General features: G+C 61.3%; 23 protein-coding genes and 1 pseudogene. 16 read left to right on the top strand and 8 right to left on the bottom strand.

Going from position 1 to position 23,735, the window contains the following annotated elements:
• The first annotated feature begins 13 nt into the window (after positions 1–13).
• From VSR72_RS23675 to VSR72_RS23650, 6 genes are all read left to right on the top strand, one after another.
• Positions 14–1,300 (top strand): LssY C-terminal domain-containing protein, encoded by a 1,287-nt coding sequence (locus VSR72_RS23675; RefSeq protein ID WP_342954833.1) that lies wholly within the window; start codon positions 14–16, stop codon positions 1,298–1,300.
• Positions 1,297–2,547, top strand: a complete 1,251-nt coding sequence (locus VSR72_RS23670; protein ID WP_342954768.1) for an LssY C-terminal domain-containing protein — start codon at positions 1,297–1,299, stop codon at positions 2,545–2,547. Before VSR72_RS23675 ends, VSR72_RS23670 begins: the two co-directional genes overlap by 4 nt.
• Positions 2,534–3,691: a hypothetical protein gene (locus VSR72_RS23665; RefSeq protein WP_342954767.1), complete on the top strand. Its 1,158-nt coding sequence runs from the start codon at positions 2,534–2,536 to the stop codon at positions 3,689–3,691. The genes VSR72_RS23670 and VSR72_RS23665 overlap by 14 nt, the downstream gene beginning before the upstream one ends.
• Before the next feature lie 125 nt (positions 3,692–3,816).
• Positions 3,817–4,200, top strand: coding sequence for a hypothetical protein (locus VSR72_RS23660; RefSeq protein ID WP_342954766.1), 384 nt, complete (start codon positions 3,817–3,819; stop codon positions 4,198–4,200).
• A 354-nt stretch (positions 4,201–4,554) separates the two neighbouring features.
• The gene (locus VSR72_RS23655; protein WP_342954765.1) at positions 4,555–4,995 is read left to right on the top strand and encodes a potassium channel family protein; all 441 of its coding nucleotides are present in this window, start codon (positions 4,555–4,557) and stop codon (positions 4,993–4,995) included.
• Between the two features lie 541 nt (positions 4,996–5,536).
• Positions 5,537–5,749: a hypothetical protein gene (locus VSR72_RS23650; protein WP_342954764.1), complete on the top strand. Its 213-nt coding sequence runs from the start codon at positions 5,537–5,539 to the stop codon at positions 5,747–5,749.
• Between the two features lie 344 nt (positions 5,750–6,093).
• Here the strand turns inward: VSR72_RS23650 and VSR72_RS23645 are convergent, their stop codons facing one another.
• A complete protein-coding gene (locus tag VSR72_RS23645; RefSeq protein WP_342954763.1) occupies positions 6,094–6,399 on the bottom strand; it encodes a DUF4148 domain-containing protein in 306 nt (101 codons plus the stop codon).
• 66 nt (positions 6,400–6,465) lie between these two features.
• Here VSR72_RS23645 and VSR72_RS23640 point away from each other — a divergent pair.
• The 4 genes and pseudogenes from VSR72_RS23640 to VSR72_RS23625 form a co-directional block, all read left to right on the top strand.
• Positions 6,466–6,618: pseudogene (locus VSR72_RS23640) on the top strand (AraC family transcriptional regulator); the annotation flags it as partial.
• 633 nt (positions 6,619–7,251) lie between these two features.
• Positions 7,252–8,172 carry a transporter gene (locus tag VSR72_RS23635; RefSeq protein ID WP_342954762.1) on the top strand — a complete coding sequence of 307 codons (921 nt, stop codon included), beginning with the start codon at positions 7,252–7,254 and terminating at the stop codon, positions 8,170–8,172.
• A 130-nt stretch (positions 8,173–8,302) separates the two neighbouring features.
• Entirely contained in the window at positions 8,303–8,716 is a 414-nt protein-coding gene (locus VSR72_RS23630) for a metalloregulator ArsR/SmtB family transcription factor (RefSeq protein WP_342954761.1), read from the top strand.
• Positions 8,709–9,230: an SRPBCC domain-containing protein gene (locus VSR72_RS23625; protein WP_342954760.1), complete on the top strand. Its 522-nt coding sequence runs from the start codon at positions 8,709–8,711 to the stop codon at positions 9,228–9,230. The genes VSR72_RS23630 and VSR72_RS23625 overlap by 8 nt, the downstream gene beginning before the upstream one ends.
• 304 nt (positions 9,231–9,534) lie before the next feature.
• On the opposite strand, the gene VSR72_RS23620 is transcribed toward VSR72_RS23625, so the two are convergent.
• Positions 9,535–9,756 (bottom strand): hypothetical protein, encoded by a 222-nt coding sequence (locus VSR72_RS23620; protein WP_342954759.1) that lies wholly within the window; start codon positions 9,754–9,756, stop codon positions 9,535–9,537.
• 360 nt (positions 9,757–10,116) lie between these two features.
• Between VSR72_RS23620 and VSR72_RS23615 the strand changes: the two genes are divergently transcribed.
• From VSR72_RS23615 to VSR72_RS23605, 3 genes are all read left to right on the top strand, one after another.
• Positions 10,117–10,518 carry a DUF3597 domain-containing protein gene (locus VSR72_RS23615; protein ID WP_342954758.1) on the top strand — a complete coding sequence of 134 codons (402 nt, stop codon included), beginning with the start codon at positions 10,117–10,119 and terminating at the stop codon, positions 10,516–10,518.
• A 590-nt stretch (positions 10,519–11,108) separates the two neighbouring features.
• Positions 11,109–11,528, top strand: coding sequence for a DUF3830 family protein (locus VSR72_RS23610; protein WP_342954832.1), 420 nt, complete (start codon positions 11,109–11,111; stop codon positions 11,526–11,528).
• A gap of 363 nt (positions 11,529–11,891) precedes the next feature.
• A complete protein-coding gene (locus VSR72_RS23605; RefSeq protein ID WP_342954757.1) occupies positions 11,892–12,335 on the top strand; it encodes a cupin domain-containing protein in 444 nt (147 codons plus the stop codon).
• Between the two features lie 97 nt (positions 12,336–12,432).
• Here VSR72_RS23605 and VSR72_RS23600 read toward each other — a convergent pair whose 3' ends face one another.
• From VSR72_RS23600 to VSR72_RS23590, 3 genes are all read right to left on the bottom strand, one after another.
• Positions 12,433–13,104: a hypothetical protein gene (locus VSR72_RS23600; RefSeq protein WP_342954756.1), complete on the bottom strand. Its 672-nt coding sequence runs from the start codon at positions 13,102–13,104 to the stop codon at positions 12,433–12,435.
• A 786-nt stretch (positions 13,105–13,890) separates the two neighbouring features.
• Positions 13,891–14,640: an SAM-dependent chlorinase/fluorinase gene (locus VSR72_RS23595; protein WP_342954755.1), complete on the bottom strand. Its 750-nt coding sequence runs from the start codon at positions 14,638–14,640 to the stop codon at positions 13,891–13,893.
• A 334-nt stretch (positions 14,641–14,974) separates the two neighbouring features.
• Complete coding sequence (locus VSR72_RS23590) at positions 14,975–16,189, bottom strand: CocE/NonD family hydrolase (RefSeq protein ID WP_342954754.1); 1,215 nt, start codon at positions 16,187–16,189, stop codon at positions 14,975–14,977.
• Between the two features lie 248 nt (positions 16,190–16,437).
• Between VSR72_RS23590 and VSR72_RS23585 the strand changes: the two genes are divergently transcribed.
• Positions 16,438–17,295 (top strand): MBL fold metallo-hydrolase, encoded by an 858-nt coding sequence (locus VSR72_RS23585; protein WP_342954753.1) that lies wholly within the window; start codon positions 16,438–16,440, stop codon positions 17,293–17,295.
• A gap of 137 nt (positions 17,296–17,432) precedes the next feature.
• Here VSR72_RS23585 and pntB read toward each other — a convergent pair whose 3' ends face one another.
• The 3 genes from pntB to phaP all read right to left on the bottom strand — a co-directional run bounded on the left by pntB (position 17,433) and on the right by phaP (position 21,284).
• Complete coding sequence (gene pntB, locus VSR72_RS23580) at positions 17,433–18,848, bottom strand: Re/Si-specific NAD(P)(+) transhydrogenase subunit beta (protein WP_342954752.1); 1,416 nt, start codon at positions 18,846–18,848, stop codon at positions 17,433–17,435.
• Positions 18,849–18,861: 13 nt separating this feature from the next.
• Positions 18,862–20,454 carry a Re/Si-specific NAD(P)(+) transhydrogenase subunit alpha gene (locus VSR72_RS23575; RefSeq protein ID WP_342954751.1) on the bottom strand — a complete coding sequence of 531 codons (1,593 nt, stop codon included), beginning with the start codon at positions 20,452–20,454 and terminating at the stop codon, positions 18,862–18,864.
• Between the two features lie 257 nt (positions 20,455–20,711).
• Positions 20,712–21,284: a TIGR01841 family phasin gene (gene phaP / locus VSR72_RS23570; RefSeq protein ID WP_342954750.1), complete on the bottom strand. Its 573-nt coding sequence runs from the start codon at positions 21,282–21,284 to the stop codon at positions 20,712–20,714.
• Between the two features lie 402 nt (positions 21,285–21,686).
• On the opposite strand from phaP, the gene VSR72_RS23565 reads away from it, so the two are divergent.
• The gene (locus VSR72_RS23565; RefSeq protein ID WP_342954749.1) at positions 21,687–22,574 is read left to right on the top strand and encodes a LysR family transcriptional regulator; all 888 of its coding nucleotides are present in this window, start codon (positions 21,687–21,689) and stop codon (positions 22,572–22,574) included.
• A 142-nt stretch (positions 22,575–22,716) separates the two neighbouring features.
• Entirely contained in the window at positions 22,717–23,733 is a 1,017-nt protein-coding gene (locus tag VSR72_RS23560; RefSeq protein WP_342954748.1) for a succinylglutamate desuccinylase/aspartoacylase family protein, read from the top strand.
• Positions 23,734–23,735 lie beyond the last annotated feature (2 nt).

Here is a 23,735-nt window from a genome sequence, read left to right as displayed (position 1 = left end):
CGCGGGTGCCTCAATGAACCGCATCTTGACGCCGGTGCTAGCCGTCCTCTCCGCGTGTGTATTCGGAGGATGTGCAGGAATGTCGCCAACCGTCGTCGTGCCCGGATATCAGAACCGCGCGGTGACACGTACCGAGGGCGGCGTGCAGGTTTCGACAGCGGCGCTGTCGCCAGAGGAAAGCGCAACGATTTACGGCGTGCCGCTTGCCGACCGGAAAATCCAGCCGGTCTGGATCGAGGTCGAGAATCACGAGGACCGCAGCTACTTTCTCCTGTCGCCAGGCCTCGATCCAAACTTCTTTCCCGCGTCGGAGGCTGCCGACGCATTTGCCGGTGCTGCCTCACTCGACCAGCGCGCCGAACTTGACCGCCGGTTTCGCGCTCTCGCTTTTCATAACCCCGTGCGCCCGGGAGAGAAAGTCGCTGGGTTTGTGCTGACCAATCTCAGCGAAGGTGCAAAGCTCGTACAGATTGACCTCGTCGCAAAGGAGCGCGCCCGCACGTTTTCGATTTTCGTAGCCGTGCCGGGATTCGAAGCCGACTACAAGCGGAGTCAGGTATTCAAACGCGCCGCCGACCCTGGCGAGCCCACTGTGAACTACACGGATGACGCGAGCTTGCGCGCAGCGATCGAAGCCCTGCCGTGTTGCGCGACAAATGAAGACGGCTCGAAGAATGGCGATCCGCTCAACCTGGTAATCGTCGGCGGTCTCGACGACGCTTTTCCCGCACTGGTGCGCCGCGGCTGGAGTCTCACGGAGCAGAAGTGGTCCGGCTCGATCAGACGTATGATCAGCGCTGCACTCTCCGGCGAGCCCTATGTCAACGCGCCCGTGAGTGATCTTTACCTCTTTGGCCGCGCGCAGGACCTTGCGTTGCAAAAGGCACGGGGCGACATTCACCAGCGCAATCACATGCGGCTCTGGCTCAGCAACATGCGCTACCACGACAAGCCCGTCTGGGTGGGGCAGATAAGCCGCGATATCGGCATCCGTCTGACGTGGCACTCTTCAACGTTCACCACTCACAAGATCGACCCCGACGTGGATGAAGCGCGCACCGCGCTAACCGAGGACATGACGTATTCGCAGAATCTCGCAAAGATCGGCCTCGTGACCGGAGTGGGTGCCGCGCACGAAGATGCACCGCGCAAGAACCTCACGACTGATCCCTATTTCACAGATGGCTATCGTGTCGTGCTCGTATTCGACCGCTCGCCGACATCGCTGTCGGATATTGAGGTTTTGCCGTGGATCACGCCGTATAGGGTCATACACGTTACACCCGGGGAGAAGCCATGAGCGTGTCGCTGCCCATGCAGCGTGCACTGGTGTGTGCGGGCGAGCTGGTACTCGCGCTCGCGCTTGCCGGCTGTACGACATGGCACGAGCCGTCTGGGGCCGACGATACGCTGCTGCGTGAGCGCGCGGTCAGCACGATCAATCACGGCGTACGCGTGAGCGCAACCGTGCTCGGCAGTGAGGACAGCAAACGGATCTATGGCGCCGACATCAACAACACGAAAGTCCAGCCGCTATGGGTCGAGGTGCAGAACGGTACGTCGCAGGCGCTATGGCTGTTGCGCTCGGGCACCGACCCGGACTACTTCTCGCCGCACGAGGTCTCCTGGTCCCTGCATACGCTGTTTGACGGTGCAACGAACGCGATCATGGATGCCTATTTCACCGGGCGCGCATTCAGCAACCCGATCGCTCCGGGCGAGACACGGTCGGGCATCCTGTTCACGAACCCGGATCAGGGTATCAAGCTCGCCAATTTCGATCTGTTCGGAAACCAGACGCTGATCCCCTTCTCGCTCTTTCTGCGCGTGCCCGGCGGCACGATGGATCCGAGTCTCGCGCAGATTCCATTCCCTTTTCCCGAAACCGCAATCACCGACTACACGGACCTCGCGTCGCTGCGTATCGCGCTTGAACGTCTGCCCTGCTGCGCCACCGACGCAACCGGGACTGTTCCGGCCGATCCGCTGAACGCCATCGGCATTGGCCAGCTTACCGACATCGGCGCGGCGCTGGTGCGGCGCGACTATCGGCGTGACGCACGGGCGTCCGATCTGGCGCAGCGGGTCTTTGGGCGGGAACCGGATTTCGTGCTGCGCAAGCAGGCCCAGGCGGGTGCGCCAGCGACCTGGATACGCGGATGGCTTGCGCCTATCCGCTATCAGGGACAACTGGTTTATGTCGCGCAGGTTGGCCGCCCAGTAGGTGGGCGCTTCGCACCACACGGCGAATCACGCCCCGCTCTGCACGAAAACGTCGACGAGGCACGCAATTTCCTGATCCAGGACCTGATGTACTCGAGCGGTCTCGACAAGCTTGGATTCGTATACGGTGTTGGCGCGGCGTCGCCAGCCCACCCCAGGACGGCGCTCGACGGCGCGACCTACTATACGGACGGATTGCGCGCTGTCGTGTTCTTTGCAACGCGACCGCGCAGCCTGTCGGATGTCGATTTTCTCGACTGGGTGCCCTATCTGGACAACCGCGAAACCGCTCAACCCGGAGCAACCGGCGATGCGCGCCAGTGAACTAAAACGGATACCCTCGCTCGTCGCATCGAAACGGCGAGTTGTCGTCATCGATGCGTGGCATGGGCTCCGCGTCGCGCTGGCGACGCTGTCCGCTTGTGTTCTGCTCGGCGCATGCGCGACAAAGCCGCTCGTCCCATATTCGACCGATACGCCGCCAATGATCCTCGCGCCCGCAACTCAGGCCGGGATAGCGGACGAGCGAGGGCGCTTTCGGGAGATCTATTGCGCGGTGCTTGCTGCGCGCGGTCCGGGGCTACCTGACTACCGGCCCTGTGAAGACGCGCTGACGCGAGTGGGCACCGAGCCCGCCGGCACCGGCAAGCCGATCGCACTGGGTCAGTCGCGACGACACCTCGTCGCGGCGGTCGTGCCGGGAATCGGCTATGACTGCTTCAAGCCGTGGCTGAATCCGCCCGATACCGTCGTGACGCACCTGCGCCAGTTCGGCTTCGACGCCACGCTGATCGACGTCGATGCGCTTTCGAGCTCCGCCCATAACGCACGCCAGATTCGCGACGCGATCATGGCCATGCCAGAGCCCGATGGCGCACCGCGCATCGTATTAATCGGCTATTCAAAGGGGGCGCCGGACATGCTCGAAGCTCTGGTTGCCTATCCGGAAATCCGAAGCCGCATTGCGGCGGCGGTGAGCGCAGCGGGTGCGATTGGCGGATCGCCGCTTGCCAACGACGCTGAGCAGTACCAGGCGGATCTGCTGCAATATGTTCCGGAGGCGACATGCACTTCGGGCGACGACGGTGCTGTGCAGAGCCTGAGACCGGCGACCCGCAAGATGTGGCTCGCACAGCACCCGCTTCCGGGCGGACTGCGGTACTACTCGATCGTGACATTCCCGCAGCCGGAACGCATCTCGTCTATCCTGAAATCGAGCTACGACAAGCTCTCGCGCGTCGATTCGCGCAACGACAGCCAGCTCATTTTCTACGATGAGGTTATGCCCGGGAGCACGCTTCTCGCCTACGTGAATGCGGACCACTGGGCGCTGGCTGTACCGGTCGCCCGGACGCATCCGACGATCGGTGCGCTTTTCGTGACACAGAACGCTTATCCGCGTGAGGCCCTGGCAGAGGCCATTCTGCGCTTCGTGGAGGAGGATCTGGCGAAGCCCCCCGGGCGGTGAAACGTGTGTGCGCGTGGTTTGGTGGGTTGGCCCATGTCGTTCGGCGCCAAAGGTCGGCTGTGCAGGCAACGATCCGCTGACGAGAGAGCCCTGGATTTCACGCTGGGGAATAATGGGAGGAAAAAATGCTGCGCACGGTAATGCTCGCCGGTCTTCTGATGGTCATGTGCGCCACGTCCCGCTCAGCCACATGGGATTCTATCTATACGTCGTCGCTCGGAACCATAAGTGTAGACCGGTCTGCACTCAGGAAGGAGGGCCCGCTTGTCGACGCGATGCTCCTGATCGTGCTCCGTGAATCAGGGAATCTGTCGGGTACGGTGTATGACAAGCGATCTGTGAAGCTCGTTATCAACTGTGCTACACGGCAGTATTCGATGATGTCCGAATCCCCGTGGTTACACGGCAAGCTGGTGAAGGAATGGCAAGGCGGCCCAAGCGAGGATTTCGACATTGATCCGGACAAGCCATTGGCCGACGCCGCGGATGTACTGTGCGGGAAGGCCTGAATCGATCAGGCAAGCCAACAGCCATGATTCGGTGAGTCTTGTCGGGCCCGGTCTGGCGCCAACGCTTCTCCGGTGCTCCGAAATCCACGAGGGTAGCCGTGAGCGCATGAGTGTGTGTGATCTTTTCCTTCACCCTAGCCAGGACGACCATAGTTCCACGAAGGAATTTCGTGAAACTCGACATGGCGACCTCCACCAGTTCATAACGATCGAACAGGGCGCCCCTGTCTTCGGGTAGCGTCAAGCGGTAGTTGGCGAAGAAACGCCGGACCATCGCGTCGTGAACGTGCGACCTCCGCGTCTCGAATGCGGCGACGTATGCACCGGTGCGTTCCGCCGATAACGGAGTCAATCATGCTGCACAATGTACTGGTCGCCACTCCCGTCATGCTCCTGTGCCTGCTGATGCAGGGCGCGGTCGTAAGCCTCTGCCTGCGCCGCTACGCGCGCTTCAAGCACACGCATAGAGGCAAAGAACCGCTGTGGATCGATGTGCTGCTGTTGTCATCAGTGATGCTGCTGACCTTGCTCTGCAATTTCGCCCAGATGGCGATCTGGGCGGCGCTGTTCATGCTCCTGGGTGAGTTTCCCGATTTCACCACCGCTCTGTATCACTCCGGGGTCAACTTCTCCACGCTCGGCTACGGCGATATCGTCATGTCAAAGCACTGGCGCATGCTTGGCCCGATCGAAGCCGCAAATGGCATCCTCATGTTCGGGGTCTCGACGTCGGTGATGACGGCGGTGGTCCTGGACGTGATCAAGCGCCACGATGCACGGATGCAGCGGGAGTAGCCACAAGTGCGCTGCACAGTCATTGGTTCACCATGCCTATCGAATGCCGAGATTGCCCAACACTCCGTTGTGGCTTCCACTCGCTGATCTGTTGATGGAGAACTACGCACACAATTCGGCTTTCGTTGACGTTGAGCGAATGCGTGGTCAGCGGCCGCTGTGAAACGCTGAGCTGACGAAGAATTGGGGGTAGTCAGGAGACCTCAATCGGGAACAGACACCAGCGAGGCAGACCGACCTGGCGGGCAGACACGACGGCTTGCTGTCCGCGGTCGGGCTCCGCTATGGCAATTTGCAACCGGCGCCGCTCTTTCCCCCACAGCCCGCGACATACCTGTTCGCGGGCGTCCAACATAAAGGCCGTCGAGGTCGGAAGTACGCGCGAGCGGAACATGTGCACGGACCCACCAATCAAGGCATCAGTACATTCATACGTGCGAGCGCGGATATTGGCACAGCCCTTGCGATAAGTCGAGCGAGCATGTGCTGTGCTCATCCAGATCTCACGATCTTTCGTACTCGCATAGCCCGGAGAAACATCATGAAGAGCATTCTCGTCATCGCGGACATTCCGCACAATCCGCTCGCGGAAAATGAGGAAGCCACGCTCACGCACGCACAAATGCAGCGGATCGTCGGCGCACGCAACGTCATCGTCACGGTCGATGGCGGCCCCGCCACTGGGACCGTCAACGATTTCGACATCAACAACGCTATCTGGGAAGGACGGATCGGCGGGACGATGCTCAACTGAAACGCATTCTGGTTTCACCACTGATGTCCCTACGCGCGCGTGCGAGAAGGGACATCGGCATTCATATTGCCGTGCGCTGCCTCGAAGAGCGCCCGAGAATGCGACGTTGTGGAAGGCAAGAGAAGCGTGCCTGTGCTGCTTCCTTTCGTGTCGGGTTCCATTGAAAGCGCCAGGAGACCAAAGAGTTGCCGGACACTTACCATCTCGTGATGAACGATGTCGCGCACTCCGCCGCTCAGGGTCGACCCGAGTCGTTCTCACACCTCGGTATCGGCGTCTCGCTCGTCGGTGATCGGCCACAAGTCAACCGCAAATCGTGCGGTGAGTCGACTCGCCTGCCCGCCTCAATTGTGCTGCGCCTGAGGGCATTCCGCCTCATACCAACGATCGACCTGATGTTGCGCCTCATGTAGATTCTTCGGATAGTGCGGGTCGAACCTTTTTGGGTCGTATCCAGCCTTCCTCAGCGCGGCCAGTTCACTTTGGTTTTGCTCTTTTGTAACGGGCGCGTGGTTCTTGATAGCGGTGAGATCGTGGCATTGCTTTGCGCTCAGATGTGTCGCGCCCTCCGCCGTGCCTCCTGCGGCTATACCGGCGAACGAGATCGTCAACGCGGAAATCATCGGCCAGATCTTCGGCGAGTTCTTCATGTCACGTCCCCTTTCTGTGAGGCAACGCAGTACGAACGCTGATACCAGCGCCGACGTGTCGGCTCATGCGCAGCAATTGGTCTCGACTACCAGAACTCCGCTGCCGCCCCGGAACTGGTGCGTTGCGCGGAGAGCCTCGCCAACTCACTCAATGTGACGGGCGCCAACTCCATCGCGCTTGAAGTGCGCAAGGCGGTCTACCTGCTGCTGCCGATGGACAGCCCGGACTTCGTATGTCGCGGTATCGAGCAATGCCGCGATGGCACTTCACAGGTTGAGCCTGGTCACCTTCGTGCCGGCGAGCAACGCATCCATGGTGTCAATACTGGCGAAAAGGGCAAGTCGGACCTTGGTCTTACGCCGTTGCCAAACTCCCGCACGTCTCCTGAAAGGGCATTGCGGCTTTTACCTCGCGCCCAGTCCCGAATCTCGTATACGCCTGAACTCAACACTGACCTGTCGATTCACGACAACCTACTGGTTGACTCATGCCAGAACGGACGAGCGGTCGGCTGACCGACGCATCTGGGCTGGTTTCCAACTGACGTTCACGAATACATTCAGGCTGCGTCGTTCCGGATCGTCTCGTCGATGTGGAGCGAAGCTTGCTCACTGACGCAGCTTGTACGCGGATTCGACGCACGCCGTCCAGACCATGACTGGTGGCTTCCTCCCGGCTCCCAATCGCTTGAATCGTCGCGAACCTGAGATTTTCCCATGGCACCGGCTATCGGACCAACGTCCTATTTCCGGTAGCAAAAGGCACAGCTATGCTGCGCCTTTGTTCGCATCATTTGCTGTCCGGCAGCGCCGGGCGTATTGCACACTGCCGGATTCCTGGATTGAACCGCCATGAGCAGGCGATCCGCTCACTGGAGGTACTTCTGTTTCAGCGCCGCCGCGTCACTCTGGCGGGCAACTGCGCTCGCGCAAGAACTGGAACCGCGCACCTACTCCCCTTCGCCCGTTGGCACGAACTTTCTCGTCGCCAGTTATGCACACATTAGTGGCGACGTACTCACTGACCCATCTCTGCCGATAGCGGGTGTCAGCGCGCGATTCAACGACGTGTTACTCGGCTATGTGCACACGTTCGCGCTGGCGAATCGTACGGCGTCTATCGGCCTTGCCCTGCCTTTCGTGAGTGGAGACCTGAGCGGACTCGTCATAGGCGCGCCGACGGAAGTTCATCGGGCCGGCATCGGTGACATGCAAATGCGCTTCGCCCTTAACCTGGTTGGCAATCCTGCACTTACCCCAGAGGCGTTTGCAAGCGCAAAACCCATCACTTCACTGGGCGCAAGCCTGACCGTCCAGGCTCCGACGGGCCAATATGTTCCTTCGCACCTCGTGAACGTAGGCAACAACCGTTGGGCGTTCAAGCCAGAGATCGGGCTATCCCAGCCCTGGGGAAACTGGTTCTTCGAGGCCTCGGCCGGCGTCTGGTTATTCACGAACAACAAAGATTTTTTCAACGGCGCGGATAAAAGCCAGGCGCCGCTCACGGTCACACAACTGCACGGTGGCTACAGCTTCCGGCCGGGGCTCTGGCTCGCCGTCGATCTCGGCTATGCGCTCGGCGGCGCCACAAGCGTGAATGGTGTATCAAACAGCAGCGGCCAGGCCAATGCGCGTGGCGGAGTAACGTTCGCGGTCCCACTCGGGCATGGCTGGTCTGCCAAGCTCGCTTACTCGCGCGGCTTCGTCACGCGCGCAGCGGGTGACTACCAGATTGTTACGGTCGCGCTGCAGTATCGCTGGTTCGACCATTGACCGCCGTGCCCGGGATTCATGACCTCGATCAGGTGCGGACCCACTGCGAATTCTCGCGCAGTCGCTTGACAAGCGGACCTGGTTAGCAACATGATTAACCTATCAGCTAATTAACCAATTGGAAAAATAATTGGAAGCGGACTCGCTCAGCATCACGTTTGCCGCGCTGGCTGACCCGACGCGACGCGCCATCCTCGCCAGACTGGCGCAAGGCGAAGCCACGGTTGGCGATTTGGCCGGCCCTTTCGAAATGAGCGCGCCGGCCATCAGCAAGCACCTGCGCGTTCTCGCAAGGGCCGGCCTCATCATTCAAGGGCGCGACCGCCAGTTTCGCCCGTGTCGCATCGCGCCTGCGCCGCTCAAGCAGGCCGCCGACTGGGCACTGCAGTATCGCGCCCTGTGGGAGCAGCGTCTCGACCAGCTCGACAGCTACCTGCAGCAATTGCAACAGAAGCCTGTCAAGGACCCCCACGGAAAGGCTGCCGCGAAAAACACGTCCAAAGTTTCCTCAACCCGAACCAGGAAGACTCGCCGCCATGACTGACAAATTGTCCGCTCCCTTCGTCATCGAGCGCCGCTTCGCCGCGCCGCGCGAACTCGTATACGCCGCGTTGACCGAAGCTGAGCATTTGAGCAAGTGGATGAGCCCGCCCGGGATGGAAATGCCCCACTGCACTGTCGATGCGCGTGTCGGTGGCGTCTTTCACTACGCGATGAAGCCGCGCAACGCGCCTGAGGCTCCGGCGATGTGGGGCAAATGGACGTTCCGCGATTTGACGCCCCCCGAGCGCATCGTCGTCGTCGTGCAGTTTAGTGATGCCGAAGGCGGTGTGACACGACATCCGATGTCGGAGCAATGGCCACTCTATACGCTCTCGACAACCACGCTAAGTGAAATCGAAAGTGGAACGTTGATGCGCCTTGAGTGGCGCGCGCTGGATGCCAGCGAAGCCGAGGAAGCCATCTTCGACGCGTCGCACGCCAGCATGTCTCAAGGTTGGGGCGGAACAATGGACGCGCTCGACAAATACCTCGCGCAACAGCAAGCCGAGCACTGAGTCGAGAGACAAAAAGAAAAGCGCACATTAGGTGCGCCTCTTCCTCTAGTCGTGGCGGAAGAGCGTTCGTGTGGCCCGGTAACGCTCGGTGTCCACGCTGCCGCACCGTTGTCGTGGCGATGCACATATCGAAAAATTCCCCGTGCAGACGGCACAGTGGCTCGCGCACGGCAACGAGTTCGTGCTGATCGCCTCAGGCAGTGCTGATCTCGGAGTACAGCGTCAGCGAGCATGTTGCGTGCGGCGCCGAACAGGCTCGTAATCATACAGACGTGCTTCGAGACGTTCTGCCCCTTCAGTCGCGTCAATGCCCGAGGATCAGAATGATGTGCAGCGCATCAGTGCGAAACGAAAGCACACGCTCGACCACCCTGAACCGCTCCGTGGTGTTGCCGACCTCAAGTTCGATCAGGTCGCCACCTCGCGGGAACGGGTCCCCCGTCTCGTGCACCGCGAGGATCGTTGGACCGTCATAGCCAACAGCTATCTGCTCGCTGGTGAATTCGATTTCGATGATCGTTTTCATGTGCGCCTCGCCGGTCTGAGGTTAAGGAGGTTGGTGCCTCGATTCTCCCACTGGTCGAGGTCTGTGTTTCGCAGCCTGCTCAATGCACCTCACCGTTCGCGGACCTTCAGCTTCGGCGGTGCCTCGCCCGGTTCGGTGCGATACGCGACGCATTCCGTTGGCAGGCGCGTGCGTCCATGCACGTCGCCTTCGCTGTGCAGTCGTCGACGCGAAACCTGTCCGGGAGTCGAATGGCTGCGTACGGATTTGACACGCCCTGGCAATCTCGTTCACATCAACGCACATATCTTGCGCGTAACATCGCAGGTGCGCGCCGTCAGCATGGATCACGCGCTCCCTTTTTACTTCCGGAGGTCCTTCATGAGCATTTTTGGCGATATCGTCAGCAAACTATTTGGCAAGGCGAAACCGGATCAGCCGCCTCCAGCAACCGAGCCCACACCGGACCCTGCAGCGGCACAGGCCGCCGCGCCGGACGCACCGCCGCCCGCTGCGCCGCTGGCCGATGTGGATGTCGCGACAATCATGGATCAGCTAGCCAGCGAGAGTGGGGAAACGCTCAACTGGCGCACGTCCATAGTCGACACGATGAAGGCACTGGGTATCGACAGCAGCCTGGGGCATCGCAAGCAACTGGCGCAGGAGCTGAAGTACGACGGTGACACGGACGACTCCGCGACCATGAATGTGTGGCTGCACAAGCAGCTCATGCAGGCGCTCGCTGCAAACGGTGGAAAGCTGCCGCCCGATCTGGCGGCATAAGCAACGCTGTCCTCTGGCAGAAACGGTCAGCCAACGCCGTCTCCCGCTCGAGCGGCCGTCGACGCCTTACGTTGTCATCGACTCTGGAGCCCATCCGCGTCGTGGGCGCTGTTTTGAGCCGAGGCGAGCCACTGTGTGATGCGGGCCGTCGACCAACCAGGCGTCGTATTTGCACGTGAGGAATAAGGCGTCGGCGCGCCGCGTTAGTGACTATGTCGACGCCTACGTTCGCGGTGAATCGCGCGATGCACCCGCAATGTATCCGCATGTCCGGGGACGTCGGTAACAACGCGGCTAGTGCCTCGCTGGAATGAGTGCATTCCAGTTGCGGCGCGCCATTCTCGCACTTGCCCGCGTCGCAGCCGATGGAGCGGTGAGCGTTGCGCTCGTTCCGGTCCCGCTTGAAATCGAGTCAGGAAGGCCTGTGTGACTGTTCTGGAAAGCGTCACGTATGCTTGACGCTATAGTTAGTATGCTCGACAAGCCGGCGGGAGCGGAGTCAAACTTCTGCGGATAAACCGGTTATGACCTCCGGCCCGGTCCACGCGGACCAGCAGACCTCAAATGCGCACTCGACTTTCAAGGGCAACATGAAAAAGATTAACGTAGACGCCGGCCCATTCCGCTTCGTCGGCCGACTGGAAGAAGAAAGGGCGCCGCGCACCTGCCAGCGCTTCCTCGAATTGCTGCCGTTCAGGAACAAGGTGATTCATTCCCGCTGGAGCGGAGAAGCCGTATGGATTCCGCTGGGCGATTTCGATACTGGCCTCACGTTTGAAAATCACACTAGCCACGCGTCACGCGGGGATATCCTTCTGTATCCCGGAGGATTCAGCGAGACTGAATTCCTGTTTGTCTATGGCAGCTCGATCTTTGCGAGCAAAATGGGCCAGCTTGCCGGCAACCACTTCTTTACGTTGCTCGAAGGCCATGAGCATCTTGAGGCATTCGGCAAACTCGTCCTGTGGGAGGGCGCGCAGGACATCGTGTTTTCTCTGGCGGACGATTAACGGATCATCGATGAAGCCGTGAGCCACGTTCTCAGCAATCGGTGAAGACAGGAAGCTGATGCAGCGTCGCGCGATTCATGTGATGTTCGAGCGGCACGCTCGCGGCGACTCAGCCTAGACGAGAAGATATCTCGGGTCGTATCTTTAGTGCTCGAGGCTCAAAATCCCTCATCGCCTTGTTGCCTTGCGTGCGCCAGGCCATATACGCGTGAGCAAGCCCGTCCCTACCCTGTAGCGGCGTCGACACCCGCCAGGGTACGGTGTTCGGCGCCACCATCATTCCTCTCATCATTGTGGGCCGTTTCGGCTGACGGCGTTGCCGTTACGCGCACAACGGCTCGACCTTCGAAGGAGACCACAGCCATGAATCCGCAACCGTTTGTGGTGAAGCCGGGTGACTATCCCCGTACTCTGAACGTTCTTGGCGAAGGGATCACCGTGCTGGCTTCGCGTGAGGCCACGCAGGGCTACGAAATTTTCCTTCAGCAAGGCCCGGAAGGTAGTGGCCCGCCGCCCCACAGTCATGACTGGGATGAGTCGTTCTATGTCATCAAGGGTAGTGTCGAGATCAGTTGCAATGGAACGACTACGACTGCGACGCCGGGGACGCTCGTTCATGTACCGGCTGGCGCGGTTCACAGTTTCACGATGGGCGCAGACGGTTGCGAGATGCTCTCGGTAACGGGACACACGGGCACGGCGTCTTCGCTTTTCACAATGATCGATGCGGAAGTCCCCCCAGGGCCGCCGGATATTCCAAAGCTGCTGGAGATCGCCGCGAAGTGCAATGTGCACGTTGGGGAATGAGGGGACGCCGCGGGCCCTGATTGCAGTACTTTTTCGGAAGCTGCTGCAATTGTGCGGTGGCCGACGTGTGTCTGGTGCGCCCTCTCGTTCCCGCCGATTAATGATGCGCGTGCTCGCATGACCGGGCGCTGGCATGCTCGCGCTCGCGAACGCGTACAAGATCCGCGGACCGGTGGATGGTGATGGCCGCTGAGCGGTCGCCGTAGCGCGGGCGCGGCTTGATGGCGACGACGATGTCGATGTTCCGGTCAACGAGGAGCGTGGCAATCCCAGGCTCCGCGCCCGCCCCCACGTCCCGTCCGACGAGCGAGGTCAGACGATCGAGCGCATCGACCCCATCGCCATGTACCATCACAAGGCCGCCACGCCCTCGGTAAAGTGCCCTGAGCGCGTAGACCGTCTCGGAACCGGAGAGGATCTCATCGATCACCAACCGCTCCGTCGCCAACTTCTGGGCGAGATGGACGGCCTCGACGAAGGCGCTAACGCAACGATCTGGCGCTATGCGCACGGTGACGTGCGGCAACGGGTAGTCGTCGTCGCGACGCGTCATGACGACAGTACGGCCACGCGGCACCGCTGTGGGAGGAGAGGCAAGAGCGCAGGACACGAGCGCTCGCATTAGCGCTCGTTTGTCGGCGCCTGTGGGGCCACATATCACGATGTTGGCGCGCTCGTGGATCGCGGCCTGAAGCTGGGCGACCTGGATAGCGTTCAGGTCGCCGGCCGCCTCCATGGAGGCAAGTGTGCAGACATGGGTGGGATTCATCGCGGTCTCCTCGTTTCGCACTCTCTGTCTGCCTGATTATCGGTCCGTGTTCGACTTGCCGAGCCTGGCCTTAATGCCGCAGGTGCGCCCCCGCCCGAGGAACTCCTGTTCCCGTAACAGCGGCGAAACGGTTTGCTCATAAGCATCAGCCAGGCGCCACTGTGTATCACGTGCCTATGGATTTGCGACGACCGCAGGAATCACCAAACGCGCTGGCGGATTTCGCAATTGCCGCGTCGAGGCACAAGCGGCAGCATGACGTCACATCATGCATCCTCGCCCTTGCCGGTGCCGCTTCAATGCTGCATCGCGACAATGGTGTGCCATCTCATTGACGGTCTTGGCCCTGGGTCGATTCAGATTCTCGAGGAATCGGTTGCTGCAACAGGAGGCGATGATGAACCGCCTGATCTAGCGACGAACTTGAGACGTCGAAGCTGGACTGTGCGGACGTCGCATCCGACGGCGCACCAACGGCTCAACAATTCACGTAATGGTTGAGCCACAGGACCCTTAAAGGCACTTCTGACCTCTGGAGAATTTGATGCATACGCTTTCACATTGGATAGTCATACTGAGCAATTCGTACATGGAATACACGACATGTAACTGGAACGCCACGCACGTTTATCGGCGCACGGTCAGTTACGACAGGGTGATCTGGTGCTGAACGGGGCTGGCAATATCCCGTCCGCGCGGATAGCCGGACGCGCATGCAAAGCGGACGGGTAACCTCGAGGGCAAACAGCGTTTCAGCATAAGCGACACCGTCCTATTTGCAAGGCGCTATGTCGCCGATTCACCGCCCCCAATCACCTGGACGGGATCTCCCACGCATATGCCAAGCTGCGACGCGGCGCTGCCGCGATTCACGGCGATCTCGACGAGCCCGATCGAGTTCTCGTACCAGAAGGCTTGACCGGCCATTGCATCGGAAAAAACCCGGGCATATTCGACATCGGCATCTGCGATGCCCAGCCGTGCAGATCTCGGCACGGTACCCGCCCGCAGCCCCGTCAGTGCATTGCCGTAGTGATCGACGTAAATGACCTCCGCGAGATCGCCCGCATCCAGTTGCACGTGCAAGCCTGTCCTTTCCGCGAGCTTGTCGGGGGGCAACTCGCCGCGGCTGACCCATGCTGCCATCGGGGCGAACAGGTCGCGACCATGAAATGAAGCGGAAAGTGCGGCGGGACGCCATGTAATCCGCCAGGCCCGGGTACGCGCCGCGCGCGCCGCCACGATCGAGAGCAATCCGTTGTCCGGCCCGACGAACCACTGCCCGTCCGCTTGCAGCACGACGGCATCCCGCTCGCTACCCACGCCGGGATCAACCACTGCCAGGAAGACACAGTCCGGCGGATACCACCGCGCAAGCGCCGCGAGCAGATGCGCGCCTGCCTGCGGATCGTAGTTCGGGGCAGTATGCAGCACATCGATAATGGGGGTGCCGGCTGCCGCGTGCCTCAGCAACGCGACCCTCACCTGTCCGACATAGATGTCGTCGGCCCCGAAATCGGTAAAGAGTGCGAGCATCGCATAGCCTCCTTGCAGTCCTGTGCGGCCGCGTCAGTCCGCGTTCATGGCATCGCGATGGTGAGTGACCGCCATGCGCGTGGCTCCTGTTCCGTTCTGGCCGTAGCAAGCCCGGCGAAGCTCGCCTTGCACGGGACAAGTCCCAATTGTAGAACGTCACAGTATCTAGCAGCTCACCCATCATTGTCGCCAGGCGGGTGAGCCCGGATTTCCACGCGGCGCACATCAATCAACAAGAGCACCCCTATGGTCTCCTGTCGCACGGCCAATGCACCACAGCAACCCGCAAACCAGCCAAGGTCGCGTTTGCGGTGAGCGATGTCGCCGGGGCGAATCACTGCGGCGATCGCTCGCTCCAGACTACAGTGTCATCCACCGCATAGAGCTTGCAGGGATCGGTGCTCCGATTCTGACAATTCGCCATTGCAACAGCCATTGGGTTATCGCCACCTTCCGCCCAGGACCATGCGCCCGAGTCTGACACGGCGAACGCACGGCTCGGAAGTTGTTGCAGGAACGTTCTATACGCACGACGGCCCGCATCATCGATGAACGGTACAGCGTCGACCGAGTCGATCGCAGCATAGCCAGTTGCCTCTGGTTTGACCGGATCCGCAACGCGGTACTCGATTCCGGTCGGCAATCCGGCCCGCACCAGAAACGCTTTAACGGGTGGCCACCATATACGCACACCGTCGCGATCTTCGGGAAGGCCATGGGAGTCGTGTTTGTAAACGCCAACGTCAATTATGCGCGCGCTCGCGCCATTGGCGGTGTAGGCGGCGAACATCCTGGGAATCAATGGAGCCGGCCATAGTGAATCGTTAGCGCCGTACAGCCATAACGAAGGCACTCGCGCGTGTTCGCCATACGCGCCATACGCACGCGTCAGATCGCCTTGCCAGTCAGTGCATGCGTTCTGCCTAAGGCCGCCCGAAAAATTGATAAGCGCTCGCACACCGGGGGCAGCATTGGCACCGTATGCTATCGTCGCAAGCCCACCGTGCGAGACCCCAGCCACCACAATACGTTGTGCGTCTACGTATGGCTGCCTCGACATGAAATCGACCGTCGCTGTGATATCTGCGGCCTGCTCCCACCCGTTGCTTAAGACGTCGCAACCATGCTGTGCATATGCGCCGCCCGAATGCGCGAAGCCGCGCCGGTTCGGCGCAACGACGACGTAACCTCGACGGACGAATTCACGTGCGAGCGACAGCGGGTCGCTTCGTGACTGCTCGTGCGGATCGCCCTGGTTCTTGCCGTGATTGAAGACAATCATTGGGAATGGTCCAGGACCATCCGGCTTGTAAATCGATGTCTCCAGCAAGACCTTGCCGGATGCATCGGCTGGTATCCAGACGATTTCTTTGTCGAGGCTTGTGGTGGGCAGGAATGCGTCGCTGCGCCCGGCGCGCGCAACCGGTGGATCAGGATTTGGGCCGCCAGCACTGGCCGATTGCTGGGCGTCGGCGGACTGCGCGAAAAACGCCGAGCATGTACAAGCGAGCACCATCGCCCATACCATATGAACTTTCCGGACTTGCATCTGCTGCGCCTGCCGTGACAAATAATCGAGCCAGTTCTGCCTGCCACGGTGATCGCAAATACCGTTCCCATGCTACGAGGCCGCCGTTTGATCCGGTAAGTGCTGACTGCCAGGCGGCGCGCGTGCAGCGGCCTCGGCGGTCCGCAGATTGTTCGACGCTCTCGTCGCGTCCGGCTGCGGAGGGTGCCTGAAAGTTCTATCATGGTGAATCGTGAGGTCGCCATGACTTATCGGAACTTGAGCGTCGAATGAAGCCGCCACGCAATACCGACTCCGCCCCAGGGGAGTGGTACATCGACACAGCGTGCATCAATTGCGGTGCATCGCGTCACGTCGCGCCTGATCTGATTGTCGAACGAAACGACAAGAGTGTCTTCGTTCGGCAGCCCTTCACGCCCGAAGAGCAGCTTGCTGCGTGGCGTGCGGTGCTCGTATGCCCGACGGCATCGGTACGCAGCGAAACGAAGCTGCCCCGCCCGCACGCCACGATCTTTCCTCAGCAGATCACATCGGGTGTGTGGCGCTGCGGATTCAACTCGCGGTCGTCGTTTGGCGCGCATTCTTATTTTGCCGCGCGTCCCGACGGCAATCTGCTGATCGACTCACCGCGCTATGCGGCGGAACTCGTAAAATGGTTTGACGACGCCGGTGGTATTGCACACATCCTTTTGTCGCATTGTGACGACGTTGCGGACGCCGACAAATACGCACGTCAATTCGGCGCGCGCGTCTGGATTCACCAGGAGGACAGGTCGGCTGCGCCCTATGCTACGGATCTGCTCGACGACCGTTCAGCACCGAGCATTGCGACCGGCGTCCGCGCAATCCCATTGCCCGGACACACTCGGGGTAGCGTCGCTTACCTGCTCGATGATCGCGTGCTCTTCGCGGGTGATTCGCTCGCCTGGAGCCCACGCCAGAGCGACCTCGTCGCATTCAGGGACGCGTGCTGGTACTCATGGACGAAGCTCACCGAATCGCTCGGCAAGCTGGCCGCGTATCGTTTCGAATGGCTGCTTCCGGGTCACGGTTGGCCCACGCACTTGCCGGCCGAGGAAATGCGTGCTCGCTTGCTAGCGTTGGTTGAGCGCATGCGAAAAGATTGAAGTCGCTGGAATCCCTCGTGCCGGTGTCGCGCAAGCATGGCTTCGGGCGTCGACAATGGCATTGTCGACGCCCGGCTGAGCGGCATGACCTCCTCCGACTCGCTTTGTTGTTGCTGGGCGAGTCCGCTTCGCCACGCTCAGGCTTTCAACACCCCGAAGATCTCGCTCAACATCGACTTCGCATCGCCGAACAGCATGCGATTGTTGTCCTTGTAGAAGAGCGGGTTGTCCACGCCGGCATAGCCCGAAGCCATGCTGCGCTTCATCACGATCGACGTCTTCGCCTTCCACACTTCGAGCACCGGCATGCCGGCGATCGGGCTCGCCGGGTCCTCCTGCGCCGCCGGGTTCACGATGTCGTTCGCGCCGATCACCACCGACACGTCGGCCTCCGGGAAATCCGTGTTGATCTCGTCCATCTCCAGCACGATGTCATACGGCACCTTCGCTTCGGCCAGCAGCACGTTCATGTGGCCCGGCATGCGGCCCGCCACCGGGTGGATCGCGAAGCGTACGTCGACGCCCTTTTCACGCAGCAGCTTCGTGAGTTCGAAGACTGTGTGCTGGGCCTGCGCCACGGCCATGCCATACCCGGGCACGATGATCACGCTTTTCGCTTCCCGCAGCAGCTCGGCGGTTTCGGCGGCGCTCACCGCCACCACCTCGCCGGCCGGCTGCGCACTCGCGCCGCCCGCAGTTGCGGGCACGCCCGCGCCACTGCCAAAGCCGCCCGCAATCACGCTGATGAAGTTGCGGTTCATCGCGCGGCACATGATGTACGACAGGATCGCGCCCGACGAGCCCACCAGCGCGCCGATCACGATCAGCAGGTCGTTGCCGAGCATGAAGCCGGTGGCCGCCGCCGCCCAGCCCGAGTAGCTGTTGAGCATCGACACCACCACGGGCATGTCGGCGCCGCCGATCGCCATCACCATGTGCACACCGAACAGCAGCGAGATCACCGTCATCACGACGAGCGGCATCATGCCGTCCTGAATCGTCTCTGCATGCAGGAACACGCGACCGTAGTAAATCACGATCAGCAGCGCGGCCAGGTTCAGCCAGTGCCGTGCCGGCAGCAGCAGCGGTTTGCCGCCGATCTTGCCCGACAGCTTGCCGAACGCAATGACCGAGCCCGCAAAGGTCACTGCACCGATCAGGATGCCTACGTAAATCTCGACTTCGTGAATGGCCTTCTCGGCGCCATCGAACTGCACCGACGTATCGATGTAGCTGGCGAAGCCCACGAGGCACGCCGCCAGGCCGACCAGGCTGTGCATCAGCGCGACCAGTTCGGGCATCTGCGTCATCTGCACCTTCTTCGCGGCGAACAGGCCGACCGCGCCGCCGACGACGAGCGCAGCGACCACGTACGGAATGCCTTCGGCCGACACGCGCGGACCAAGTACGGTGGCCAGCACCGCGATGAGCATGCCGATCATGCCGAGCAGGTTGCCGCGACGCGCGGTCTCGGGATTGGCCAGCCCGCCCAGGCTCAGGATGAAGAGAATCGCCGCGCCGATATAGGAGACGGTAGTCAGGTTGGAAGTCATTGTTATCGTCCCCTTATTTGCGGAACATCGCCAGCATGCGCCGCGTCACCGCGAAACCGCCGAACATGTTGACGGCCGTGAGTGCCAATGCGCCCACCGCCAGGCCCAGGATCAACCCGGACGGGCGGTCGCCCACCGCGGAGCCGCCCAGCGGCGGCGCGACCTGCACCAGCGCACCGATGGCGATGATCGACGAGATCGCGTTGGTCACGCTCATGAGCGGCGTGTGCAGCGACGGCGTGACGTTCCAGATCACCATGTAGCCGATGAAACAGGCCAGTGCGAATACCGTGAAGTGCGACAGGAACGAGGCCGGTGCGTACAGCCCCACCATCAGGAAGGCCAGCGCGCCGATGCCGAACACGATGGCCAGCGACTTCGCCGACATCGGCTCGCTGCTGCCGTGGCCCTTCTTCGGCGCTGCTGCCGCAGCAGCAGCGGCGGGCTGGGGTTTGGGCGCGACGGCCGGTTGCTTGATCGGCGGCGGCGGCCAGGTGATGTTGCCTTCCTTGATGACCGTAAGGCCGCGGATGGCGTCGTCGTCGAAGTCGACGTTGATCGTGCCGTCCTTCGTCTTGCACAGTTCCTCGACCACGCGCAGCAGGTTGTTGCCATACAACGTGGAGGATTGCCTGGCCAGACGCGAGGCGAGATCGGTGTAGCCGACGATGGTCACGCCGTGACGCACCACCGCTTCGCCAGGCACGGTCAACTCGCAGTTGCCGCCCTGCTCCGCTGCCATGTCCACGATCACGCTGCCCGGCTTCATCGACTGCACCATTTCGGCCGTGATGAGCTTCGGAGCCGGCTTGCCCGGAATCAGCGCGGTCGTGATGATGATGTCCGCGTCTTTCGCCTGCTGCGCGTACATCGCGCGCTGCGCCTGCTGGAAGCCCTCGCTCATGACCTTCGCGTAGCCGCCGCCGCCCGAGCCTTCCTCCTCGTAGTCCACCTTGACGAATTCGCCGCCCAGGGACTTGACCTGATCGGCCACCTCGGCGCGCGTGTCGTTGGCGCGCACGATCGCGCCGAGACTGGCCGCGGTGCCGATGGCAGCCAGGCCCGCCACGCCGGCGCCAGCAATGAAGACCTTTGCGGGAGGAACCTTGCCCGCAGCGGTGACCTGACCGTTCAGGAAGCGGCCGAACGCATGGGCTGCCTCGATCACCGCACGGTAGCCGCTGATGCCGGCCATCGAGGTGAGCGCGTCCATTTTCTGCGCGCGTGACAGCGTGCGCGGAAGCGAATCGATGGCCAGGACGGTAGCGTGCCTCGCGGCCAGTTGCTGCATCAGTTCGGGGTTCTGCGCCGGCCACACAAAGCCGATCAGCATGCCGCCCTCGCGCATCTGCGCGACTTCATCGCTACCTGGTGCGCGTACCTTGAAGACGATGTCGCTGCGGGCCCAGAGTTCGGCGGCCGTTGCCATGATCTCGGCACCGGCCGCACGGTAGGCATCGTCGTCAAAGTTCGCACCTGCGCCGGCGCCGCTTTGCACCGCAACCTGGAACCCCAGCTTGATCAGTTTCTCGACCACCTCGGGCACGGTCGCAACGCGCCGCTCTCCGGTGGCTGTCTCCAGAGGAATGCCAATCAGTAATGTCATTTTGTCAATCGATGGTAGTGGCCGTCGCAAGGAACCCGGGCCTGCGCTTCAGGTTTTTCGCAGTAAGGAGCGCAACGCGAGCAATGTCGATATATAAAGTACTACTTATATTTTGAGGTCTCCGATCGCGCACAGAATGCTAGCGCTTCAGCATACGGGCTACCGCCTGGATGAACGTCTTCATTGAGCCTTCAGTCGTTCATCCTGTTCCGCAGATGATAGCGGACCGCCTTACTGCGACAGAACCGCCAAAAACCCTACTGTTTGGCGTCCGATTCGACAGGTACAACTGCCTGGCGGGTCCGTTTGGCAGGTGACGCAGCATCGAGATTGCTTTCAGCAGTCTCCACGGCTTGCCTCGCGGCTTTCGCAGCAGTTTCATACGCCGAATTGGCCGTATCGCTTGCGGTCGTGATGAACGTCTTCAATGCCGCCACTACGGTTTCGCTTCCCGCCGGCGCATTCTTCATGAGCCCGTCGATGAGCGACTGCGCATCGCTCTGGAACTGCTTCCACTGTCCTTCTGCGAGCGCAGCAAATTCGGCCTGGGTGCTGGAGAAGATTTCGGCGACGTGGCGCCAGTACGACTGCACTTTTTCAACAGCAGGTTGAACGAGGATCGACTGTTGTGAAAACGTTTCCTGAGGCTCTTTGGCAGAAAGTGCCTTGACGGCGAATTCCTGATTTTCAGCCAGGGTCGATTTGACCGCCTGCACATTCAGTTCAGCCAGCCTTTCAATGCCTTCAAATCCCTTGTTCAGGAAAACAAACGATAGTTCGACGCCGGCTTTCTGCGCGGCGACGAGTTGCTCCGTCGTTTCAGTGCTCATCAATGGCTCCATGCATGGTGGAAGTGCCTGAATGTCCACACGAGCTCACGGACAACAAGACACAGAACACAGTCGGTGGTGCGATGCAGCAATGCCCATTCTAAGATCGAGTTGCCGCATGTCAATCGTTTGTTCGTGGAAGTTGCTTCATGCCTCGTAAGCACATCGGCAGACGCCTTGTCGGCTTTGGCTTTCAGGCTCATACCAGGTATAAACCCGCACAAAAAATGCGGCCCCATAGCCAAGGCATAAATTCGTATAACAACTGTTTGCAATGCAGCAAAAAGCGGGTTCCGATTCCATTCTTTTCGGTGCACGCCGGCGTACGCCAATCTCCGCACCGTAGCGGCTGGCCATTCGGAGTGGTTTACCATTACGCCTCAGTCCCGGCCCAAAACCTCCATGGAACTCCGGCATCTCCGCTATTTCATCGCCGTCGCCGAGTTGCGCAGCGTACGCGCGGCGTCTGAACAACTTCACGTGACGCAGCCCGCGATCTCCCGGCAAATACAGGACCTCGAAGAGGCCATCGGCGCCGCGTTGTTCGAACGCACGCCACGCGGCCTGGTGCTCACAGCCGCGGGAGAAGCCTACCTGGTGCAAGCAAGGGAGATTCTGGAGCGCGTCGACGCCGCCAATCGCCTCGCGCGCCAGATCGCCTCCGGCTTGCAGGGGCATTTGCGCGTCGGGTTCGTCGAAAACGCGGCATGGAGCGGCATCGTCGCGCGTGCCTTGCGCGAATTCGAACAGGCGGTCCCGCACGTGACACTCGAACTTCAGCCAATGAACACGCCGGAGCAACTCGAATCGATTGCCGCGGGACGGCTCCACGGTGGCTTCTGCTATCGCGTGGGTGTGATGCCCGAAGGGATCGCGAGCACGCCCGTGCTCGAGCAGAATGTCGTGCTGGCTGTCCCCGATGCGTGGTCGCTCGGCAAAACAGGAGCCGTCGCGACTGCCGAGCTTCGCGACAAGCCATTCATCGCGTTTCCGCGACGCGTTTATCCCGCGTACTACGACCGGTTGCTCGCCGCCTGCGCGGAGCGCGGTCTCACGCTCGACATCCGGCAGGAGGCCGGCACCGAAACGGCGATCCTCTCGCTCGTCTCCGCTGGCATGGGAGCCGCAATCGTGAACGCCGCAAATCGAGATCGGCCGCCGGCGCGCGTGCGCTTCGTCGATCTGCAGGATCTCTCGGTGCCGTTGCCGCTCGAATTCTGCTTCGGTGCCAACAGCGCAAATCCCGCTCTGGATCGCTTCGTCGACCAGTTGCGGCAGGCGGCGTCCTGACATGTCACGCCGATGGGAGAAGACCTAGCGGGTGATGCCTTCAAGGCATCACCCGCCGCAGAAAACGGCATTGGGCAGGCGCTTTTGTGTCAGCGATAGTCAGGGCAACCGGGGCGCCGCCTCGATGTCTATGGATCGCACCATGTCCAATCTTCCATCGCTTCTCTCCACTGACGTGGATTTTGAGCGCACGGGCTTTCAGACCGGCACGCTCAGGCTCCCGTGGTCACACGATCGCTCGGCATACGGCCACGTCCCCATTCCCCTTGCGGTGCTCAACGCTGGAACGGGCACAGGTCCCACGGTTCTGCTGACGGGCGGCAACCACGGTGACGAATACGAAGGCCCTGTCGCGCTGATGAAGCTGTTGCAGCGGCTGCCTTCGATGACGATACGCGGCCGCCTCATCGTGATCCCCGCACTGAATTTCCCGGCCTTCATCAACGGCACGCGCACGTCGCCCATCGACCGCGGCAATCTGAACCGGCTTTTCCCTGGCGCACGCAACGGGCAGCCGACCGAGATGATTGCACACTACGTCGAAACGGAGCTGCTGCCGCGGGCCGATATCGTGATTGACTTCCACGCGGGCGGCGCATCGTTCGACCATGCGCCTACGCTTCTCGCGTCGCCGCCTGCAGAGGGCGAGCAGCGTACGCTGTATTTCGACCTTGTCCGCGCGTTCGGCGCGCCGAACACGATGATCATGGATCTGCTCGGCGAAGACCGCACGTTCGCGGCAGCGGCCGAACGCCACGGAAAGCTCTTCCTTTGCGGCGAATTCGGCGGCCATGCAGGCTGCGACGCGGCCAACCTTGCGATTGTCGAAAGCGGACTGCACCGGGTGCTGCACCGGCTTGGATTGGTGCCGGAAGACCATCCATTGCCCGCGGGCGAAACGCGCTTTCTGCGCGTGGAAGGCGCGCGCCACTATGTGTATTCACCGCATGCGGGCGTGTTCGAGCCTGCCTTTGCGCTCGGTGATCGCGTTCGTGAAGGTCAAATCGCGGGCCGGCTCTTCGATCCACACCGCCCGTGGCAAGCGCCACAGGAGATTCGTTTTCATGCAGACGCCACCGTGATGTGCATGCGCACATTCGCGCGCGTGGAACCCGGCGACTGCATCGCATTGCTGGCTGCGGAGACCCGCGCCAATTGAGC

Origin of the sequence: Paraburkholderia sp. JHI869, assembly GCF_038900775.1 — a bacterium.
GTDB lineage: Bacteria > Pseudomonadota > Gammaproteobacteria > Burkholderiales > Burkholderiaceae > Paraburkholderia.
This window is presented reverse-complemented; position numbering and strand designations above follow the sequence as displayed.

Bases quoted from the DNA above. Each gene is read 5' to 3' on its own strand.
- VSR72_RS23675 (WP_342954833.1), top strand. From the start codon at position 14: ATGAACCGCATCTTGACGCCGGTGCTAGCCGTCCTCTCCGCGTGTGTA.
- VSR72_RS23670 (WP_342954768.1), top strand. From the start codon at position 1,297: ATGAGCGTGTCGCTGCCCATGCAGCGTGCACTGGTGTGTGCGGGCGAG.
- VSR72_RS23665 (WP_342954767.1), top strand. From the start codon at position 2,534: ATGCGCGCCAGTGAACTAAAACGGATACCCTCGCTCGTCGCATCGAAA.
- VSR72_RS23660 (WP_342954766.1), top strand. From the start codon at position 3,817: ATGCTGCGCACGGTAATGCTCGCCGGTCTTCTGATGGTCATGTGCGCC.
- VSR72_RS23655 (WP_342954765.1), top strand. From the start codon at position 4,555: ATGCTGCACAATGTACTGGTCGCCACTCCCGTCATGCTCCTGTGCCTG.
- VSR72_RS23650 (WP_342954764.1), top strand. From the start codon at position 5,537: ATGAAGAGCATTCTCGTCATCGCGGACATTCCGCACAATCCGCTCGCG.
- VSR72_RS23645 (WP_342954763.1), bottom strand. From the start codon at position 6,399: ATGAAGAACTCGCCGAAGATCTGGCCGATGATTTCCGCGTTGACGATC.
- VSR72_RS23635 (WP_342954762.1), top strand. From the start codon at position 7,252: ATGAGCAGGCGATCCGCTCACTGGAGGTACTTCTGTTTCAGCGCCGCC.
- VSR72_RS23625 (WP_342954760.1), top strand. From the start codon at position 8,709: ATGACTGACAAATTGTCCGCTCCCTTCGTCATCGAGCGCCGCTTCGCC.
- VSR72_RS23620 (WP_342954759.1), bottom strand. From the start codon at position 9,756: ATGAAAACGATCATCGAAATCGAATTCACCAGCGAGCAGATAGCTGTT.
- VSR72_RS23615 (WP_342954758.1), top strand. From the start codon at position 10,117: ATGAGCATTTTTGGCGATATCGTCAGCAAACTATTTGGCAAGGCGAAA.
- VSR72_RS23610 (WP_342954832.1), top strand. From the start codon at position 11,109: ATGAAAAAGATTAACGTAGACGCCGGCCCATTCCGCTTCGTCGGCCGA.
- VSR72_RS23605 (WP_342954757.1), top strand. From the start codon at position 11,892: ATGAATCCGCAACCGTTTGTGGTGAAGCCGGGTGACTATCCCCGTACT.
- VSR72_RS23600 (WP_342954756.1), bottom strand. From the start codon at position 13,104: ATGAATCCCACCCATGTCTGCACACTTGCCTCCATGGAGGCGGCCGGC.
- VSR72_RS23595 (WP_342954755.1), bottom strand. From the start codon at position 14,640: ATGCTCGCACTCTTTACCGATTTCGGGGCCGACGACATCTATGTCGGA.
- VSR72_RS23590 (WP_342954754.1), bottom strand. From the start codon at position 16,189: ATGCAAGTCCGGAAAGTTCATATGGTATGGGCGATGGTGCTCGCTTGT.
- VSR72_RS23585 (WP_342954753.1), top strand. From the start codon at position 16,438: ATGAAGCCGCCACGCAATACCGACTCCGCCCCAGGGGAGTGGTACATC.
- pntB (WP_342954752.1), bottom strand. From the start codon at position 18,848: ATGACTTCCAACCTGACTACCGTCTCCTATATCGGCGCGGCGATTCTC.
- VSR72_RS23575 (WP_342954751.1), bottom strand. From the start codon at position 20,454: ATGACATTACTGATTGGCATTCCTCTGGAGACAGCCACCGGAGAGCGG.
- phaP (WP_342954750.1), bottom strand. From the start codon at position 21,284: ATGAGCACTGAAACGACGGAGCAACTCGTCGCCGCGCAGAAAGCCGGC.
- VSR72_RS23565 (WP_342954749.1), top strand. From the start codon at position 21,687: ATGGAACTCCGGCATCTCCGCTATTTCATCGCCGTCGCCGAGTTGCGC.
- VSR72_RS23560 (WP_342954748.1), top strand. From the start codon at position 22,717: ATGTCCAATCTTCCATCGCTTCTCTCCACTGACGTGGATTTTGAGCGC.